The 18,566-nt window shown below is 57.6% G+C and carries 12 protein-coding genes and 3 pseudogenes; 11 read left to right on the forward strand and 4 right to left on the reverse strand.

Annotated features, from left to right (window positions below):
- Positions 1-274: 274 nt before the first annotated feature.
- Positions 275-4,495 carry a YCF48-related protein gene (locus LRS11_RS16000; protein WP_260493898.1) on the reverse strand — a complete coding sequence of 1,407 codons (4,221 nt, stop codon included), beginning with the start codon at positions 4,493-4,495 and terminating at the stop codon, positions 275-277.
- Here LRS11_RS16000 and LRS11_RS22530 point away from each other — a divergent pair.
- The 4 genes and pseudogenes from LRS11_RS22530 to LRS11_RS16010 form a co-directional block, all read left to right on the forward strand.
- Positions 4,416-4,796: pseudogene (locus tag LRS11_RS22530) on the forward strand (hypothetical protein); the annotation flags it as partial. The gene LRS11_RS16000 and the pseudogene LRS11_RS22530 overlap by 80 nt on opposite strands.
- A 25-nt stretch (positions 4,797-4,821) precedes the next feature.
- Positions 4,822-4,941 (forward strand): annotated as a pseudogene (locus LRS11_RS22535) (SulP family inorganic anion transporter); the annotation flags it as partial.
- 181 nt (positions 4,942-5,122) lie between these two features.
- Positions 5,123-5,554 (forward strand): SulP family inorganic anion transporter, encoded by a 432-nt coding sequence (locus LRS11_RS16005; RefSeq protein WP_260493899.1) that lies wholly within the window; start codon positions 5,123-5,125, stop codon positions 5,552-5,554.
- A gap of 23 nt (positions 5,555-5,577) precedes the next feature.
- On the forward strand, positions 5,578-5,832 hold the full coding sequence (locus LRS11_RS16010; RefSeq protein ID WP_260493900.1) for a hypothetical protein: 255 nt from the start codon (positions 5,578-5,580) through the stop codon (positions 5,830-5,832).
- 545 nt (positions 5,833-6,377) lie between these two features.
- On the opposite strand, the gene LRS11_RS16015 is transcribed toward LRS11_RS16010, so the two are convergent.
- Both LRS11_RS16015 and LRS11_RS16020 read right to left on the reverse strand, forming a co-directional pair.
- A complete protein-coding gene (locus LRS11_RS16015) occupies positions 6,378-6,632 on the reverse strand; it encodes a hypothetical protein (protein ID WP_260493901.1) in 255 nt (84 codons plus the stop codon).
- Positions 6,633-7,529: 897 nt separating this feature from the next.
- Entirely contained in the window at positions 7,530-8,279 is a 750-nt protein-coding gene (locus tag LRS11_RS16020; RefSeq protein WP_260493902.1) for a hypothetical protein, read from the reverse strand.
- Between the two features lie 149 nt (positions 8,280-8,428).
- On the opposite strand from LRS11_RS16020, the gene LRS11_RS16025 reads away from it, so the two are divergent.
- Positions 8,429-8,737, forward strand: coding sequence for a helix-turn-helix domain-containing protein (locus tag LRS11_RS16025; RefSeq protein WP_260493903.1), 309 nt, complete (start codon positions 8,429-8,431; stop codon positions 8,735-8,737).
- A gap of 117 nt (positions 8,738-8,854) precedes the next feature.
- Here the strand turns inward: LRS11_RS16025 and LRS11_RS16030 are convergent.
- A pseudogene (locus LRS11_RS16030) lies at positions 8,855-9,064 on the reverse strand (hypothetical protein); the annotation flags it as partial.
- An 807-nt stretch (positions 9,065-9,871) separates the two neighbouring features.
- On the opposite strand from LRS11_RS16030, the gene LRS11_RS16035 reads away from it, so the two are divergent.
- From LRS11_RS16035 to LRS11_RS16060, 6 genes are all read left to right on the forward strand, one after another.
- Positions 9,872-14,065 (forward strand): RHS repeat-associated core domain-containing protein, encoded by a 4,194-nt coding sequence (locus LRS11_RS16035; RefSeq protein ID WP_260493904.1) that lies wholly within the window; start codon positions 9,872-9,874, stop codon positions 14,063-14,065.
- Positions 14,062-14,433 (forward strand): hypothetical protein, encoded by a 372-nt coding sequence (locus tag LRS11_RS16040; protein WP_260493905.1) that lies wholly within the window; start codon positions 14,062-14,064, stop codon positions 14,431-14,433. The genes LRS11_RS16035 and LRS11_RS16040 overlap by 4 nt, the downstream gene beginning before the upstream one ends.
- Positions 14,434-14,742: 309 nt before the next feature.
- A complete protein-coding gene (locus tag LRS11_RS16045; protein ID WP_260493906.1) occupies positions 14,743-15,300 on the forward strand; it encodes a type II secretion system protein N in 558 nt (185 codons plus the stop codon).
- Between the two features lies 1 nt (position 15,301).
- Positions 15,302-17,113 (forward strand): type II secretion system secretin GspD, encoded by a 1,812-nt coding sequence (gene gspD / locus LRS11_RS16050; RefSeq protein ID WP_260493907.1) that lies wholly within the window; start codon positions 15,302-15,304, stop codon positions 17,111-17,113.
- Positions 17,103-17,795 (forward strand): hypothetical protein, encoded by a 693-nt coding sequence (locus LRS11_RS16055; protein ID WP_260493908.1) that lies wholly within the window; start codon positions 17,103-17,105, stop codon positions 17,793-17,795. The genes gspD and LRS11_RS16055 overlap by 11 nt, the downstream gene beginning before the upstream one ends.
- A complete protein-coding gene (locus LRS11_RS16060) occupies positions 17,758-18,558 on the forward strand; it encodes a transglutaminase family protein (RefSeq protein ID WP_260493909.1) in 801 nt (266 codons plus the stop codon). The genes LRS11_RS16055 and LRS11_RS16060 overlap by 38 nt, the downstream gene beginning before the upstream one ends.
- Positions 18,559-18,566 lie beyond the last annotated feature (8 nt).

The raw sequence follows: 18,566 nt of genomic DNA on the forward strand, positions 1-18,566 counted from the left end.
GCGTTTGGAGCTTACGAACTATTCGTCAGTCGGAGCCACGCTGATCCTACTGAGCATGACATGCCTGGTGCTCGTAATCGCGTCGGTTGGCGGGGACTGGTGGAGCGCCCTTTAGCAGATTCATCGCATTGCAATGCGTCTCCCCAGAATCTGACAGTTGTCAGTGTCATCTGCAAGTCATTACATGCTGCAAGAGCCTGATTTGCCGAGAGAAAATAGGCTGACAAGCAATGCTGTGAAAGCAAAACGGGAAGAGTGTTGCCAACGTCGACGCCTAGCCGGCAACACGGAAACCCATTAGCGAACTCTCGAACGCATCAAGCTCTTCAGGTTTAGGGGGCCAGTCGACATCGCGATTGTTCTTGTACCTTTCGATGGCGCTGGCGATCTCGGGCGAGTAGCTTTTGCTCTCGATGCGCTGGCGCCAATCGTCTTGGTAGACGTCATGCAATACCCCCAAGGCTACCAGAAGATGCTCGGCGATGGCTTGGCTAGGCGTGGCCTGCGGTGCGGGTGTGTGGCGCAGTTTAAGTTCGTCCAGAAGCGAATGATCTAACTGCTCGCCTTGTTGCAGCATCGCCAGGTAGCGAATCCGGTTGATAAAGCGCTTGATCGCCCTGGGGGTGATATGGCGTTGGCTGACTAGGGGCAGCCATGCGTGAAGGGCCTCTTTGAAGGCGCCGGAGTCGTTGACCTGGCGTATGTCGGTACGAATTCGATAGAGCATTACCCCGGCCACATAGACGGCAAATACCAGCACTACCGCGAAAATGCTGCTGATACCGAGCACACTGGTGCTAGCGGCCTGCACCGTTAACGCAGGCAACGGCACGCTGGGCTGCGTGACGGTAGGTGCAGGGCTGAGAACCACTGCGTCGGTGGCCGATGTGGCAGCCGGACTGGTCGCTGCGGTCCTAGGGTTTGGTACAGGTGTTGCTGTTGGGTTTAGCGCTGCGCCTGTGTCAGCCGCTGCAGTCAGCGCAGGCTTGCTCGGCGAGTAGGTGACCATTTTTCCGGCTGCTGCACACAGCACTGCAACTAGGATCAGCACAAACAGCGGCCAGCGTTGCAGCATTTTCAGGGCCATATGGGTGGCCGCCGTTTCGTTGCGTTCGCTCGATTGCACCAGTCTCGACTGGTCCTTTGGATTCGGCACCTTGATCTCTACGTTGACCAGTTTTTCCAGGTATTTGCCGGCGTAGATCCAGCGTCGCTCATCCTCGCTCAGCGCTGCGGCTGCAGGGTCATGCAGGGCCAGTTCTTCGGCGAAATGCTCGAAGTGCAGGCCCAGGGCGGCCCTGATATAGCGGGTTTCCATCCCGAAAATCACAAAGCAATTGCCCGAGGTAACCAGAAAGTTCACGGCTTCCAGCACGGTCAAAATGGTTTCTGGCTGGCAGCGGTCCAGGTCGTCGATGACGATAACGGTACGATACGGCAGTGCCTCTGTGACGTCGGCAAACTCCTGGGCGAAAACACTGCGAAAGCTGCTCTGCGCCTGGGCTTCGTTGATACGAAAGCGTGAGGCGGTGTTGGACAATAATACGGCGGGGTCCACACCGTAGGCTTTTAATGCAGTGGACAGGCTCTTCCAGATAACCACGCCGGTTGCCAGTTGGCCGAGTAAGCTGCCTATCTCAGCATCCGAGATCGCTTCTGGGTTTTCCTCCTGTTTCAGTAGGGCCTCAAGCACCGTCAATAAGGTGTTCCATTCATCGTTGCTATGGAAAATCACATAACCGGTCAAAAATGCAGTGGCGCCGATCAGCAGTGCCGCCAGCAACAGATTACTGCGCGACCGGATGTACAGCAGGCGCATGCGAAATGCCAAGCCGTCCAGCGACAAGAGCGAGGGCAAGCCCTGGTCGCGAATGCTGTTTAGCAGTGAGGCGAGCAACTGCTCTTCATTCTGGTGGTGCCAGGCGTTAAACCAGATGGGGCGGTAGTTATAGCGGCGCAGGTCTTGGCAGATCATAGCCATCAGGCTGCTTTTCCCCGAGCCCCAGCCGCCAGATATCGCCACCGTCAACGGCGGCTCCGTGCGCGTATTGCGCAGAAAGCGTGAAATGCCCCGCGCCAGCGGCGCAAAGCCGAGTTTGTCCTGCTCGGCATCGGCGGTGGGCGCGTCGGTGATGGCAATGGCGGCTGCTTTCTTCTCCTGAGGTGGCGGATCTGGCCGGAACATCATCCAGATCAACAGCGCCGCTAGCGCTACCAGGATCCAGAACCATGGTGCTGGAAATTGCCAATAACGCAACGGCCATGCCTCGGTTTGCCAGCTTTCTCCCTTATCTCGGGTGTGCAACAAGGCTGGGGGGTAGCCAACAACCCAGCCTGTTTGGGCGTTAGCAGCCATGGCGATGGCCAGGCGGGTGGAGCCCACGTTGGTCGTGGCCCGCTCCCAGCTATCGCCGCCGTTAGTGGTACTCAGAAGCACTCCGCCATTGCCGGTGACCCAGCCGCGCTTGCCGTCGCTGGTTACATGTAGGCTGTTAAGCGATACCCCTTCGAGGTGGAACTGAATTCGCCAGGTGGCGCCGCCGTCAACGGTTTTGGCGATCAGGCCGTTATCGCCCGTGAGCCAGCCAGTGCTGCCATCCTTGGCAAAGTAGATGGCCTTCAGGTTAGTCGCGAAGGAGCGAACCTCCTTGCCAACGGTTTTCTCCGCAGGGGAGGGTAACTGCGTCGTAAGCAACCAGTGTTCGCCGCCGTTGGTGCTGCTGGCCAGCAAACCTCGGTCACCGACTGCCCAGGCGCGCCGGCCATCGCTATGCACGTAGACGCTTCTGAAGGTATCGCGGGTAGCGGGTGAGTCGCTCTTGGATAAAAGCTGCCTTCCCGCATGCCAGGTATCACCGCCGTCACTGGTCACCAGTGTGCTGGAGGCGCTACCAACCGCGATGCCGACCTGGCCCTGCAGGTCAAAGTCGATATCCTGCCAATCAGCTTTGGGGAGATCTGCATGGGTGGTCCACGTGGAGCCTGCTTGTGCTTTGCTGAGCATCATTCCTTGGTCGCCGACCACCCAGGTACTGCCTTTTTCGACCAGGCTGGAGCCGTTCCAGCGCACCCCACCGGCTGGCATGCTGGCGCTCCAGCTGCGGCCTGCATCGTTGGAGGCCAGAATCAGCCCCGACGCGGCAAACGCATACACCTCGTTACCGGCGTTGCTAACCTCCACGCTGCGCAGCAGTGTATCGGTTGCCGTCGCTACCGCCGCCCAGGGGCTTGCGCGGTTAGGGCCATGGACAATGGTGCCGGCATCGCCCACGGCAATACCGTGGGTGTAACCGGTCAGTGCTTCGCGTCCCTCGGCAATCGGTTCAACCCAAGGCAACGGTGGCATTACGTCCGCAGGAACCTGCGTTGGAACGCGAGACGGTAGCTGCACGGGGCTTTGCCCAGACGATTGCGCATCAGGCCCGCCCGGCAAGTCACGTATTACCCCATCCGAGTTGGCGTCCAGTTGGCAAACCTGGCGGGCACGGCGTTTAGTTAATGCCCCCCCCCCGCCCTGGGTAAGGGCGGCGTCAAGACGAGCCTGGCCAAATAGCGCCAGACTGTTCAGGTTCGCCTGGGTGCCGCTTTCAATAGCCACCCAGTTAACGCCGTCCGTGCTAAACAATAGCGTGCCTTGCTCGCCGGAGGCCCAGATGCCCTCGGCACTGCCGATAACGCTGTTAAGGGTGCTCGTGGTGCCAGTGTTATGCGGAGCTGACCAACTCTCGCCCCAGTCCGTGGAGCTAACGATGAGGCCGTTTTCGCCCACCGCCCAGCCTTGGGGGCCGGAAAACCACACCGCGTTAAGTTGCGGCACTGGCCCATCGGCCGCGTGCACGTTTACCAGCAGCCACTCCCTGCCGCCGTTATTGGTTACCAGCACTGCCCCTTCAGCGCTAATCCAGCCGTACTTGCCGTCCTGACTGAAAAAGATCGACGACAGATTGTGTGCAGCCGTAACGCCTCTGCTTGGTAGCACCAACGAGCGCCAGCTTTGCGCGTTATCACGGCTCATTAGGAGGGTGCCATTGCGGCCAATCGCCCACAGCTCATCTGTCGATTCGTTGCGTTCGAGATCGACCAGGTCGCTGAGGTAACCCAGCTCGGGGCGCGGAGACACGTCTTGCCAATGGGCGCCGCCATCGGTTGTGCGCAGCACGGTGCCACCATCACCCACGGCCCAACCCAGTTCGCCATTGGGCTGGAAACGCACGCTTCTGAGGTTGGCCTCGACGATATGGGCACTTGGCTTCCAGGTTTTGCCGCCGTCATCGCTGCTGACAATGGCGCCGCCCAGGCCCACTGCCCAGCCCCTGTCACCGATCATCTCTACGGCGGTAAGTGCGGCGGGTATCGCGGGTAAACGCAGGGCCGCGTTTACCTCCAGCGGATTAACAAACCAGCCCAGCCCATAGGTGTTTTGGCGCAGTTGCGCGCCAGACAGTTGCCACCAGGAGCCCAAGCAAGCGAGACCCAGCAATAACAAGGCGAACAATCCGAATGCGGAGCGCACTTTTGGCCGTTTGCTGCTGTTACTGCTGCTGGGCGCAGCAGGCTCTTCCGTCCTTGGTTGCATAGCGTCACTCGTTGATAGCTGCCCCACAGTTCAGACCACAAATTGGCCCTTTGCCAGCATCGAGCCGCTAAAGAGCCCAACGCATTTGGTCTATGCGCTGGTGGGCGGCAGCAGCACGCTGTCGATTGGCCCGATGGCGCTCACCTTGCTGGTAACGGCATCGGACCTGGCCACGCTTGCATCCAGCAGCCCAGGTGAGGCCTTGCTAGTGTCCGCCCAATTGGCCTTGCTCTGCGGGGCTGATTCTGCTGCTGTGTGCGTTGTTGCGCTTGGGTTTTCTCAGCGCCTTGCTCAGTCGCACGGTGCTCGGTGGCTTTACCGCGGGCGCCGCACTGCTGGTGGCGCAGGGGCAGCTGGAGGCCATGCGCGGTATGCCAGCCAATTGGCCATCGACCTTGCTGGGCGTCGGTATGTTGCTGGCGTTGTATGGCGCGCGCCGTTGGTTAAGTGGGCCGCTGGCGCGGCTAGCCCCAGCGCTGTTGTTGGCGTTGGCCATGCTGCTGGTAGCGTGGTGGCGGCTGGATCTGCTTGGCGTGCAGATACTAGGTGACTTGCCCAAGGGGGCTGCCGCTGCCGGGACCTGCCTTGCAGCCTTCGCGCTGGCCCGAGCTGCTGTCGTCGGCGTTGCTGCTGGCGTTTGTGATCTTCGTTTCTGGGCATTCTTCTGTACTGGTATTGGCGCAGCGCCGTGGCGAGCGTTTCGATGATGGCCGCCAGTTGCTCGGTCAGGGTTTGGCCAATATGGCCAGCGGACTGTTTGCGGGGCTGCCGGTCAGTGGTGGGTTGTCGCGCTCGGCACTCAATCATGCCGCCGGTGTCCGTAGCCAATTAGCCGGGCTGGGGACTGCGCTGCTCCTGGCTCTGGCGCTTCTGGCGCCCACCGACTGGTTACACTGGCTACCACTATCGGCGTTGGCGGCCACCATTATTTTTGCTGCACTTGGCATGCTTGATCTGGATAGCTTGCACCAAGCCTGACGTTACGACCGTGGGAGGCCGGCGTGTGGTTGGCAACCGCCGCCAGTGAGTTGCTATTGGGCGTGGAGAAGGGCGTGCTGCTGTCCCTCGGTGGCCACCTGGCGCGCAATGCCCGGCCGCATATTGCCGTGCTGGGGCGTATGCCCGACGGCGAGACCTTCCGCAATGTGCTGCGCTACAAAGTCGAGACACAGCCCCATCTTCTGCTCCTGCGTGTCGATGCCAGTCTGTTCTTCGGCAATGCCGCGGCGATACCCCGCGGCTTGAGGAACTGGTAAGCGCACGGCTGTTTTGATATGGACTCGCGTAGCTCTTGGCACTACCCACAACGACTAGTCGTTTGCGTATCCCTTATGGTGAGGGGACATGGTGTCCTGTGTTTCAAGGGACTCGGTCACTGGGTTGCCTTGTTGGGCTCTCAGCGCTTATCAGCAAGGTTGTTGCAAGTTTCGATTGGCGCATGGCTAGCGGTAGGTTCGGTACAGGGAGGAATTGCATTGGTTGCAAATATGGACCCGGCGGCGGTCGTAGCGGCTATCTACACCGGGTTGGCGGATGCTGCGAGAGCCGCAATGACAGCAGGAAATTCCTTGCCGGCGCCCCCCATTATTGGGGTTGCTCTTCATGTAAGCATCGACTTCGGGGATTCTTAGCCAGTTGCGATGAACTTGTAGTTCTCTAGCTTTTTTATTTCTATGATCAAGTATCATAAATCCAATAACAATCGCGATGATGGTGGCTATCAGAAGCATGTCAAGCTCACTGTTGGTCGGTTTTGATTTGTGGGTGAGTGCAAGCAGTATTTTTGATTTTTGTTGCTGGCCTATTCTCGTTCTCTCCATTGTTTCTGGATGCGTTGACTTGCAGCCACTTGCGCGGGTAGAAGAGGGCGATAACCATTGGCCATTGCTGTAAGAGCTGTGCTCTGTCCAGCATGCTCTAAGCAGCGTTGCGGGTCTTCTAAGAAGCGAGACAGTGGGATGTTGAGTAGCGTGGAAATATGGGCGCTGCTGTAGACCTCTGACCAGGTATCTATGTCGGTTTTTTGGGCGGCAGTAAGTTCGTGTTGATTTTTCATTGACTGGCTCCGTATTGGTTACAGAGCCAGTTTCCTTTATTTCAAGAAAACGCAAGCGTTGATAGCGTGATGTGCTTTATACACCGCCAAGGACGGGCCAGAGCACTAGCGCTGCCATCAGGCCCCCGCCCGTCCAGATGGCCAAGGGCATCCTCAGTAGTGCCATGGTTTGATAGAGAGGAACTGAAGTGGTCCTGTACCTGTAGCTCTTATAAATGAACCGAGCCCATTGCAGCGGAGCTGTCTGAAAGACTAGGAGCAGTCCAACTCGCCAAAGTGCCATTTCTAGCAAAGGCTCTTTGCTTGGGTCTGTTGCACTTGGCAACTGTGACAGTCGCAATGCTGCTATAGAAATGGCGGATAAGAGTAGAAAGGTACAGTAAATCAGGTGCCTCCATATCGCTGCACAAACGTCATCTAAGCTCATCAGGGTACTCATCAAGCATCTCCTTTTAGTGGGATCACTAGGTGAGCACGATTTTTTATTCATACAAGTGGCTGGGGTTGATCTTAAGGTTAACGATTATGGGGTTCAATCGTTAAGCCTGACTATCCGCTAGGGAGCAGCTTCATTTTCTGCGGTTCGTTCACCTGCCTGGGCACCTGAAAAAATGCAGAACGCCGAGTTGTAGTTGTTGAAAGTTACTGCGTACGTGAAATCGCAGAAATATGCGGGGTGCTTTGTGCTGATCGCATCTCCCGCATGGCACTTATCCCCCAGCGACTCTACTAAGGTGTCGTTATTCGTGCCGAGGCATGCTTTGCCAGTGGGTGTGGAGTTATGGTCGTTACACCCGCCCAAATTGAATGCAAGGGCGATTACGGCTACAGGCAGTATTGTCTTATTCATTTTGAGTTCTCGATGATTCATCTCTCTTGTAGACCGAGAGTGGCTTACTACTGAGGTTCAACGAACGGTAAATGACTGCCCTTATTCAGGACCGTTGGCGGTGCAACTTGGGCAAGGCCAGGGCTGTATATATAGAACCATTCCGGCAGCAGCGCAGAGAGGCGCTGAATCTTTTCCAGGTCGTCTTGATTGCTGGCGCGGCCATGAATCCCTAAGAACAGGGGTCCATAAGCATTTGCTTGAGCATGGAGAAATTTAGGGGCTGGTTCGAGCGAGGGCGTATGTCCCGCGATCATCTGGTAGAGCTGAGCAACTGAGTGTGTCGGGCTTCCTTCTCCATACGGAACACCCATGACGTACTTTATAGGCGCTGTCTCAATTTGTTCCTTCTCCTGGGGGGTATTGCCATAGACCTCAGCGCTAGCCTTTTTGTAAGTTTTCTCAGCAATTGCAGCCGCCGTCTTTCCATCCGCTGCCATCGCCTCGGGCACCCAAGCCACAATCTGTGTGTTCCTAGCGATGCCTGGCGGCAAAAAGCCTGATACGAGAAACATTGTCGGATCGCGGGTAATCAGGCTATTCATAGCCCCATCGATATTCGCGTTGCCCTGAGCTGTTCCCAAGTCATTTCTGCCAGCCTTGAGGCGGGCAGCAAACTCTTCTCGGCTCATATCTTCGGCAGGTACGTCCATCGCATCAGCAACCTGAAGCGCAGTTGATGGCGTCCCGGTTCGAGGGATCAGGCCGCAGCCTGTGAGAGCAAGGGACAGTCCAATCGCAAAAGCGGCTCTATACATCTTTTCTTCACCTTCTAACTCAAATAGGCCATACCGTTGGCCAGCGTTGGCTGGTAGGCGTAGGGTGGCTTTTTAATGTTACCAAAATGGTGACATTTGGGAAGGGATAACCCCCGACGATTTCGCTCTTCAAGTAGCTGAAGAGCACCATGTCTACGCTATCGAAAAGAATCAGAGAGGCGCGGTTGCGCACTGGGCTGTCCCAAGAGCGGCTCGGCATTCGGATTGGTATTGATCCAGCTTCGGCCAGGGCGCGCATGAACCGCTATGAGCTAGGTAAACGAGTCCCTGACTTGGAACTGGTGGAGCGGCTCGCAGAAGAGCTGGATCTACCAGCAGCTTACTTTCATGCTGTGCGCGACGACGAAGCAGAGCTGCTGGTGAAGTTTCACCGCCTGAGCGATGCCGCACGTGAGCAAGTGATGGTGTTCTTGTCTGAAGCGTTCGTTGCCCCATAAAAGCGACGTAGCGAACTCGATCATGGCTGAAGGCCGGCGGCAAAGGACGGTGGCTTCGCCATTCCCACGCGGGTATCGACACTCGCGCACTACTTACCAAGCTGGGCTTCCGGGCTATCGCCAGCACGCGCCTTGTTCAACCAGTGCGCACAGCCAGGATGTAGCGTCATGCCCGGTGGGTACCAGTTCGTGCGGGTAGTGGTAGCGCAACTGGTCGAGGTCGAAGCTGCAGCGGGCCGCGATACGCAGCGTCTCGGCGAGCAGCTCGGCTGGATAGAGCTCTGCCAGCTCCTCGCGGCGGCGCAGGTGGCGCTCGCCGTTGAGGAACCTGTTGAGGGCTGAGTTCGGGCCCCATGCCAGCAACCAACCCAAAGCTGCCTTGGCTTGCGCCAAAAGCCCACTCGCTATAAGGCTACTTTTGTAGCCCACACGATGCGGAAATACGTAATAACTGATGGCGAATGAGCCGCCCCTCAGTCCCTAGTGAATTCGCGGGTTTGAGCGGTTTTCTATGGTCACGAAACCAAGGCGTTTGTGCTTATAAAGGGAAAATTCTTTTGTTTCAGTTCTGGATTGGCAGATTTTGAGTGCCGCCAGCCCCATGTCGCTAAGAGTTAGTGGGGGCTCGTTCTGACAGGCGCTATCGGGCTGCGCACAGGGGGACGCAAAACAAGCGTTTTTGGCTTATAAAGCGAAACCGGGAAAAATACAGTCTCAGGCATGAAGACCTAGGAAACCGGGCGTTGCTTAAGCCAAACCAGAGAGATTTGGCATTAACAAGAAAAGCACATTTTCGAATTTCACCGCCCACCTAAGACGTGATGTGAGGCAGCCTGTATTTCAGGGCAGATCGAACAACGTCGTCTGGGAACGAGAGCATCTGACAGGCTGCTGGCGCTCCTCAAGCTCACGCAGCAGCCGCATACCTATTCAAGACTCCTCGCTTTGCCTTTCTGATATGACGTGCTCTTGGCCCTTTGATGGGGGGAGGGTCAGTAGGTTGTGCATTTTGTCTGGATCCGCTGCATATGACTGGAACGTACATGGACGCAGCCGGTAATATGAAAAAATTATTTGGGCTGCTTGCGCTGTAGACGCGGCCCCGGCAGTAATCGTGATAGGGACATCCTGAGTATGCTGGCAAGGAATCTGGCTCGCGTAGCCGCTTGTGTCGGGGTTGCGTTCGGTTTTTGGTTTTCCACATCGGTCGGGGCCGCTCCAGGCATTGACCATCGTTTCGCCACCCCGCACTACGCGGAGGGCCGTCTGCAACTGGACGTGCTCGACCTGCAGGTGCAGGCCCTGGGCGCGCCGGTGCGCATTCTGCGCAGCTGGAAGGGCGGTAAGTGGGTGTGGAACGAGCGCTGGGCTGACCTGGAAGTGCTCGGCGCCGCCGATGCTTCGGCGCCGCAGGGCGCCGCCGACCCGGCCAACGCCGACAAACCCTACGCCATCGTCCGCGCCGGGCAGAGCTACCTGCGCGCGAGCAGCACCGCGCAAGGCCAGGACATCTCGTTCAACAACCTGCCGCAACGCACCCTGATTGCCCTGCAGCGCGGCCTGGCGGGCTACCGCTGGCAAGACACCCAAGGCAACCGCAACGAATACGACGCCCAGGGCCGCATCACCGCCTACCTGGACCACAACGGCATCCGTACCAGCCTGGTGCGCGACAGCGAAGGACGCATCGCCGAGATCAAGGATCACCACGGCGAGAGCCTGATCACCCTGACCTACAGCGCCGGCAACCTGACCAGCGTCAAGGACTACAGCGGCCGCGAAGTCAAATACGAGTACAGCAACAACCGCCTCAGCGCCGTGACCGACGTGCTCGGCAAACGCTGGCAGTACCACTACGACGCAAACGGCCTGGCCGGCTACACCGACCCGCTGCAACAGCGCACCGGCTTCGTCCTCGGCAAGGATGACCGCGTGCAGGAACGCCGCCTGCCGGATGGCCGCTTCACCCAATACAGCTACAGCTACGACGAAGCCCAGGAGCAGTACTACCTGCGCAGCGTCGACCAGGCTGGCCTAGTCAAAGAACAGTGGTACGACCGCCTGGGTCAACTGGTGCGCGAGCAACTGGACGGCGAGACCCAGTTCAGCCGCAGCTACCTGCTCTCGGACCGCTCCAGCGACATGAGCAAAGTGGCCGAGGCCTACCGCATCAGCGGCAAAAGCCTGGCCGTGACCAAGGAAATCTCCCAGCGTCAGGGCCGTGCACCGTCGCCCTACGTGGCGCAGATGACCGAAGAAGACGCCCACGGCAACCGCACCCTGACCGAGTACAACCGCTACGGCCAGACCATCCGCGTGCAGTACGCCGATGGCAGCGAGATCAGAAAGAGCTACGACCCGGCGACCAACCGCATTGCTGAAGAGATCAGCGAGCGCGGGATCAAGACCCAGTACCGTTACGACGGTAAGGGCAATCTGATTGAGATGATCGAAGCGGCGGGGCTACCGGAAGAAACCCGTACCGGTTATCGCTACAACGCCCTAGGCCAACTGGAAGGCGAAGACCGCCCCGGTGACGAGGCGGCGCAGACCCCGGCGGCGGGCTGGAACTATGGCTACGACGGCAAAGGCAACCGCAACCTGGTGCGTGACCCGCTGGGCTACGAGACCCGGTACACCCACAACGTGCTGGGTAATGTGCTGAGCGTGACCAATGCCCGCGAGAAGACCTGGAGTGCTACCTACGACGCGGCGGGCAACCTGAAGAGCCTGAAGACACCGCTGAATCAGGAGACGCTGTACAGCTATGATGACCTAGGTCAGCGGGTCAGTGTGCAGGCTCCGAACGGTGCGACACAAACAATTGAGCCGAATGCAGCGGGTTTGCCGGAGAGCATCGTCGACGCGGCGAATGCGCGGACCCAGTTTGAATACGATGCGAGCCAGCGGCTGGTGGCGGTAGTGGACCCCTATGGCAATCGGAAGGAGAGCTATTACGACAGCCGAGGCCGTCTGAAAACGAGTAGGGACCAAGCAGGCAATGCTGCACAGTTTCGCTATGAGCAGGATCGGTTGTCAGGTATCGACTATCCGACGTACCAAGAAAACTACGAATACGATAACCGTGAGCGACGGCTGAGTGAGGCTCGCCTCTATAGCGAGCGGGGTGAGGTTAAGACTCAGCGAGACCAGTTCCGCTATCTGGCAGATGGTTTGCAGTCGGAGTGGATAGATCCTGCACAGAACGCTACTCGCCCCAGCTACGACAACCTGGGACGGTTGACTAGCAGCACCGATGCCGAAGGTGGTGTGACTCGGTATACCTACGATGTTCGCGGCAATATGGTTCAAGTCACTGATCCGGCCGGGCGTATAACTCGTTTTCGCTACGATGCCCGCGATGCAGTGGCGAGCGAAATCAAGGCTGGCAATGGTGATACGCCGACGACAGAGCGCCGCTACGCTTACGACGAGGTGGGCAACCTCAAGCAGGTCATCACCCCGGATGGTCGTGTCAGCACCTATCACTACGACGACGGTAATCGTCTGATTCGTACTGATCATTTCGCTACGGCCTCGGCAGCGGAGGCCGGCCAGGCTGACAGCGCCATCACCTACGGTTATAACGCGCTCAATCGTCTGGCCAGCTACGAGGACGAAACCAGCAAGGCGGTCTACACCCACGACGTGCTGGGTCGGGTGGAAAGCATCACGACCACATATAAGCAGGCTGACCCGGTTTTCAGCAAGACCATCAGTTATACCTACGACCTGAACGGTCGCAAGGCCAGCTACACCACACCCGATCAGCAGACCTACGGCTACCGCTACACCCCGCATGGCCGCTTGGCCGGTGTAAGCATCCCGGACGAAGGCAGCATCAGCTTCCAGGACTTTAACTGGCTGATGCCGAAGAGCATTCTGTTCCCTGGCGGTAATCAGTACAGCCTCTCCTACGACGGCCTGCAGCGTTATGAGGGGCGCGTCCTCAAGGATGCCGCCGGAAACCCGATCCTGAGTTGGCAGTACGACTACGATGCGGTGGGCAATATCACCGCCATCGAGGGCCAGGGCGGAAAGGCCACCTATGGATACGACAAACTGTACCGCCTGACCGAGGCCAAGTACCCGGAGGGTGACGATCGAAAGAACGAGGCCTATGCCTACGACGGTGTGGGCAACCGTCTGGACGAGGCCGTAAGTAAGGACGAGCTGGATATCGGCCAGTGGCAGTACAACGCCCATAACCAACTGATCAGCCACGACGGTATCGGTTACCGTTACAACGTCGACGGTCACCTGATCGAAAAGGGCGCGCTACAGGGCGAACAGCTGGTGCAGAGCGGCGGCATCGACCATTGGCAGTACCAGTACGACAGCCGTGAGCGCCTGGTGGCCGTACACAAGAATGGCCAGCCGCTAGTGGCGTACCGCTACAACCCACTGGGCCAGCGCCTGAGCAAGACCCTGCTGCCCAGCCAGCGCACCACCTACTACCTGTACAGCGAAGAAGGCCTGGTGGGCGAGTACGATGAACAGGGCAACCTCCGGCAGGAATATGCCTACGACCCAACCAAGCCCTGGATGAGCCAGCCGCTGTTCACCCGCGCGAAACGGCAGGACAACCAGCAGTGGAGTATCAGCTACTTCGCCACCAGCCACCTTGGTACCCCCGAGGCGGCCTTCGAGAAGAGCGGCGAAGTAACCTGGCGCGCCAAGGCCCAGGCTTTTGGGAAAACCCAAATAAACCTCGCCACCATCGACAACCCGCTGCGCTTCCCCGGGCAGTACTTCGATGCGGAAACCGGGCTGTACCAGAACTACTTCCGCGACTACGACCCGGCACTGGGGCGGTATGTGCAGAGTGATCCGATTGGGTTGAGAGGAGGGATTAACTATTATGTTTATGTTAATTCTGCACCATTATTTAGTTTTGACCCGGATGGGCTATACGAAACTCAACATGACGCTGCTCGTGCTGCAATGTCAGCGTATAACCCTATTTCAAAAAGGGAAAATAGAGAGTATTGCGGGAATGTTTGCTGGAGTTGTGAGAAGGGGTATTTTTATACTGTGGCGGAGCCGGCGAAAAGCGCTAAATCAACGTGTCAGCCGTATTATGCAAAGTGCCCAGAAGGCGCTATAAAACTTGCTTATTGGCACACTCATGGTGCTGTGAATGACGCTAATCACGATGGCGTGGATGATGACCGCTCGGAGGAGTTTTCTGACGCTGATAAGGAATACGTTGATGATCATGAGATTGATGGCTATGTATCTACGCCTAGCGATGATGTCTATTTCTATAGCTATGAGAAGAGTGATCGGGATCCGGATTATCAACCGGAGGGGTTGGAGAAATTATGATTAGATTGTTTTTTTTTGCTGCGTTGCTTGCTTGCTCCTTTTCTGTTTTTGCAGGTCAGGCGTCATGTAGTTCGATCTCGGAAAGGGCGCTTCAAATCATTGAGCTTTCAAAAGGTGGGCTGAAGCAAGAAACTGGTGAGGTGGGTGGGTATCAGTTGATTTCGGTGGAACGCCATAAAAATCACTGGAATAGAATCACGAAAAATAATCCTGATGGAGACTATTCAAGACGTCTTCGAGGTGTTTTGAAAGATAAGTGTTATTGGTTCGCACTTTATATGCCACAGGAAAGCCAGTTGGGTGGGGATTTTGGCTTTTTTATTGATGACAAAGATGGAAAGATTTTATTTGTTTATAGAGGGAAGTGATTGAGGTCCTTGTAGGGTGGGCCAAATGACCTGCACGGTATGTCGCAAAACAAGAGAGGGGGCAAAGAAAAATAATATTCCAGCTTTGCTAGGCATAAAGACTGTTTACGAGTATGAGGCTGCTGATGTTGTCACTAAGACTTCTGCTAGCGAATGGCGTTAGATTTATTTGATGATTCTCTATCCATGAAAGGCTGATCGAGTGGTGATGGTCTTTCCTCTGGAGGAGGCGGTTTCACCTTCAAAATCTAGGAAGTTTTCATTTATGATGGTCGGGTTTGTCCTGTGAGCAGGCATATATATTCTAAGTTGTGGTTTGCCGCCGCGCTGCTCATGGTGGCCTCTTATTCCGCCATTTTTATCTATTGGCGCGACCAGGCTCTGCAGGTTGAAAGCGCCCCGCTGGAAGTGGTCGGAGCTGAGGTGTCGCCCGATAAAGCTCTCGATATTTCCGCTATCGCCACTTTATTTGGCAGCGCGGAGAAAGAAGAGAAGCAAGAAAGCGTCAAGGAAAGCTCGCTTTCTCTAAAACTGGTTGCCAGTTATGTAGTGCCAGAGAAAAAACGCTCCGCCGCCATCATCAGCAGCGGTGAAGACAATCAGAAGCTGTTCTATGTCGGCGACAAGATTCAGGCCGGCGTGGAGCTGAAAGCGGTACAGGCTGGCCGTATCCTGATCAAGCGCAATGGCGTGCTGGAAAGTATCAGCCTGGAAGATGGTTCAGCCGGCGGTGTTGTGCCGGTCGAGAGCCAGGCGGCAGCGCCGGTCGAGGTGGCTGCGGCAACACCGGTGGCCAAGCCGGGGAATAATCAGGAAATGCTCGAAAAACTAAAAAAATTAAAGTCGATTGCGTCTGGGGAAAACTGAAATGCGTTGGGGTGCTTTGCTGTGCGCGCTGCTGTTCAGCGTGATGTTGCATGCCGAGGAGACCGCTGAGTCGACGGGCATGGAGCTGGACATGAAGGATGCGGATATTCGCAGCCTGATCGAGTGGGTCGCGGACCAGACCGGCAAGAATATCGTGATCGACCCGCGGGTGAAGGGCAAGGTCACGGTGGTGACCAGCGAAGCCATTCCGCCGGAAGACCTCAACCAGTTGCTGAGCTCTGTACTGAGTGTGCATGGCTACGCGCTGATCAAGGAAAACAACGTCTACAAGGTGATCCCGGAAGGCGATGCCAAGTCATCCAGCCTGCCGGTGGATGAGCAGGAGGCGCTGGCCGGGGATAACGTGGTCAAGCTGTTCAAGCTGCAGAACGTTTCCTCCGGGCAGCTGGTAACCCTGCTCAAGCCGATGGTGCCGCAGACGGCCTATATCTCGGCCTACCCGGATCGCAACTTCATCATCGTGGCGGATCGCGCGGTGAACATCGCCAAGATCGATGACTTGATCAATCGTCTGGATCAGGAGTGGGCGGTCAATGCCGATGTGCTGCCGCTCAGCTACGGCAACGCGCCGGATATCCTGACCATGGTCACCAACCTGTTCCCCAAGCCCAAAGCAGATACGCCTGAGGGCTTCTTCTCGATTGGCGCCGATGTGCGCACCAACAGCATCGTCGTGGCGGGGGATGAGGTGATACGCCGCCAGGTGCGTGACGTGGTTGAGCGGCTCGACCGCAAGGTGCAAGGCGTCGGTAACACCAAGGTGTTCTATCTGCATTACCTGCGGGCCGCGGATACCTTGCCGGTGGTGCAAAGCCTGAGTGCGAGCATCCAGAAGCAGGGGTTGAATGCCCAAGGCGCTGGCGCCGAGGTGAATATCCAGGCCAGTGAGGCGACCAATGCCCTGGTGGTGACGGGGCCGCCGGATGTGATCGATGCGGTGGAGTACATCATCAAGAAACTGGACATCCGTCGCGCCCAGGTACTGGTCGAGGCGGTAATTGTCGAAGTAACGGAAGGCACCGGGCGTGAACTCGGCATCGAGTGGCGCACGTCGGATAGCGCCAAGGGCGGTGATGGCTGGTATGGCGGCACGCTGTTCCGTGACGGCGCCTCGGGCAAGGCGGATGAGCGCCCGGATCTGCTCAGTGGCCTGACGTTGGGCTTCTACCGCAACGGTTCGCTGCGTGGCCTGTTCAAGGCGCTGGAGAGCAACGATGAATTGAACATCCTCTCCAAGCCCAACCTGGTCACCCTGGACAACGAAGAGGCCAAGATCGTGGTGGGGCAGAACGTGCCGTTCGTTACCGGCCGCTCGACCAGTGCGGCCACCCCGGTGGACAACCCCTTCCAGACCATCGAGCGCAAGGACGTGGGGATCACCCTGACGGTGAAGCCCCAGGTCAACGAAGGGGATGCCGTCACCCTGGACATCACCCAGGAAATCTCCAGTGTCTCCAACGCCAAGGTTGCCCAGGCCCAGGACATCATCACCAACACTCGTTCGGTGAAGACCCGCGTGCTGGTCGAGGATGGTCAGACCCTGGTGCTGGGTGGGCTGATTTCGGACGAGGTGCAGAATGGCGATGCCGGGATACCTTTCCTGAGCAAGATCCCGCTGATTGGCGCGCTGTTCAAAAGCGAAGAGAAGAGCAAGAACAAGAGCAACCTGATGATCTTCATCCAGCCACGCATCATCCGCGACAGGGCTGATGCGCAACTGATCACTGGCGGGCGTTACCGCTATGTGGATGAGACCGCCAAGCAGATGGGGTATCAACTGGATGGCCAGTAAAGCGCTCTGGTTGGGGCTGTGCCTGCTGCCGGGGCTGATTGCCGCAGAAACCGCTGCGCAGTGCTGGAGTGAGCCGACTGATGCCGTGCGCATCGATATCGATGGTACTGGCGGCATCGTCGGTGCCTTGGCGCTACCCGAAACGCTGGTGAGCCAGCGTCTGGCGCAGTCACGCGTACCGATGGAGCTGTTGCTCAATGGCTACGACGTGCTCAAAGCTGAGCGCGTGTGCCAGCAGGTTTCGGCTACCAAGGGCTCGGCTGCCGGGGTGTTGTTCGGTGGCCGGGAGCGTTATCTGGCGCAGCAGGGCGAGCCCGCCTGGAACTGGCTGATGGTGTCGGCCGATGCCGTGGCCGCCAATCTGGTGATGGGCGTGTTGCCTGGCGTCTTTGTGGGCGAAGGCAAGGCGGTTGTCGGCAAGGGGCTGGAGCAAAGCGCTATCACCGATCCGGCCAAGATGGCCGCCTGGCTGATGGATACCTACCAGGGCAAACGCCAGCCGGTGGTGCTGTTTATCAGTGCCGAGCACCAGCAGCCTTTCTTTGAGTTTTTTTCTTCCAGCCCGCTACCCGGGGTTTTTCTCTCCTTCGAGAGCCCGGAAACCGTGCGCGATGCCTTGAACAAACATGCGAAATTTTCGGCTGATGACCAGGCTCGCCTGCTTAATTACTACTGCAAGTAGCCTGCTCATTTCCACGCTCGCCAGCGCTCAGGGTATTGAGTTGCAGATGAGGGTGCGCAATGACAGTGCTGCCGTAGTCGCGGGGGCCCGCGTTTGCGGGGATTTGCCTATTGCGGTGAATGCCCAGTCGTGGCGCTGGGAGGTCAGCAGCACAAGCGGGTTGGAGCGGGGCGAAGCCGGATATTGCATGGCTCTGCCGGAGTTCGGGCCCTATCAGAGTCAAGTTGTGCGGTTGAACTGGTCGCCCGTCACGGTGGCTAAAGAGGCCGGGGCGAGTGCGCCTGCTTACCCCGTGGAGGAGTTTCCCTCGGCTGAGCTGCAAGCCTTGGCGGATAGCTTCTCGCGTTATCCGCAAGCGGAGCGGGCGCAGCACATTTACCAGTGGATGATCGACAACGTCGCCTTCTCTGGCATCCGGCGGGGTGTCGATGGTGCCGAGCATGCCTTGAGTCAGCGCCAGGGTGACTGTACCGAACACATGCTGCTGGCTGCGGAGCTGCTGAGTCGTAACGGCATCAGCGTAAGAAGGGCGCTTGGGGTGGCCATCCCCGAAGATCAGAATCGAATAAGTGCGGGCGATTTGCATAACTGGGTCGAATATCTGGATAATCGCGAGTGGCGCATTTTCGATTCATCACGGCGCATTTTTGAAAACCCCGCAGGGCGCCGCTACCTCGCGTTGCTCTACTACGAAAACAGTCAGCAGCTATCGGCTGTACCGCTAACGACTGATGCTCAGGGCTTGAAGCTCTACTTGGAATAGACAAAGGG

Origin of the sequence: Pseudomonas sp. J452 (assembly GCF_024666525.1) — a bacterium.
Classification (GTDB): Bacteria; Pseudomonadota; Gammaproteobacteria; order Pseudomonadales; family Pseudomonadaceae; genus Aquipseudomonas.

Bases quoted from the DNA above. Each gene is read 5' to 3' on its own strand.
- LRS11_RS16055 (WP_260493908.1), top strand. From the start codon at position 17,103: ATGGCCAGTAAAGCGCTCTGGTTGGGGCTGTGCCTGCTGCCGGGGCTG.
- LRS11_RS16015 (WP_260493901.1), bottom strand. From the start codon at position 6,632: ATGAAAAATCAACACGAACTTACTGCCGCCCAAAAAACCGACATAGAT.
- LRS11_RS16060 (WP_260493909.1), top strand. From the start codon at position 17,758: ATGACCAGGCTCGCCTGCTTAATTACTACTGCAAGTAGCCTGCTCATT.
- LRS11_RS16035 (WP_260493904.1), top strand. From the start codon at position 9,872: ATGCTGGCAAGGAATCTGGCTCGCGTAGCCGCTTGTGTCGGGGTTGCG.
- LRS11_RS16040 (WP_260493905.1), top strand. From the start codon at position 14,062: ATGATTAGATTGTTTTTTTTTGCTGCGTTGCTTGCTTGCTCCTTTTCT.
- gspD (WP_260493907.1), top strand. From the start codon at position 15,302: ATGCGTTGGGGTGCTTTGCTGTGCGCGCTGCTGTTCAGCGTGATGTTG.
- LRS11_RS16025 (WP_260493903.1), top strand. From the start codon at position 8,429: ATGTCTACGCTATCGAAAAGAATCAGAGAGGCGCGGTTGCGCACTGGG.
- LRS11_RS16020 (WP_260493902.1), bottom strand. From the start codon at position 8,279: ATGTATAGAGCCGCTTTTGCGATTGGACTGTCCCTTGCTCTCACAGGC.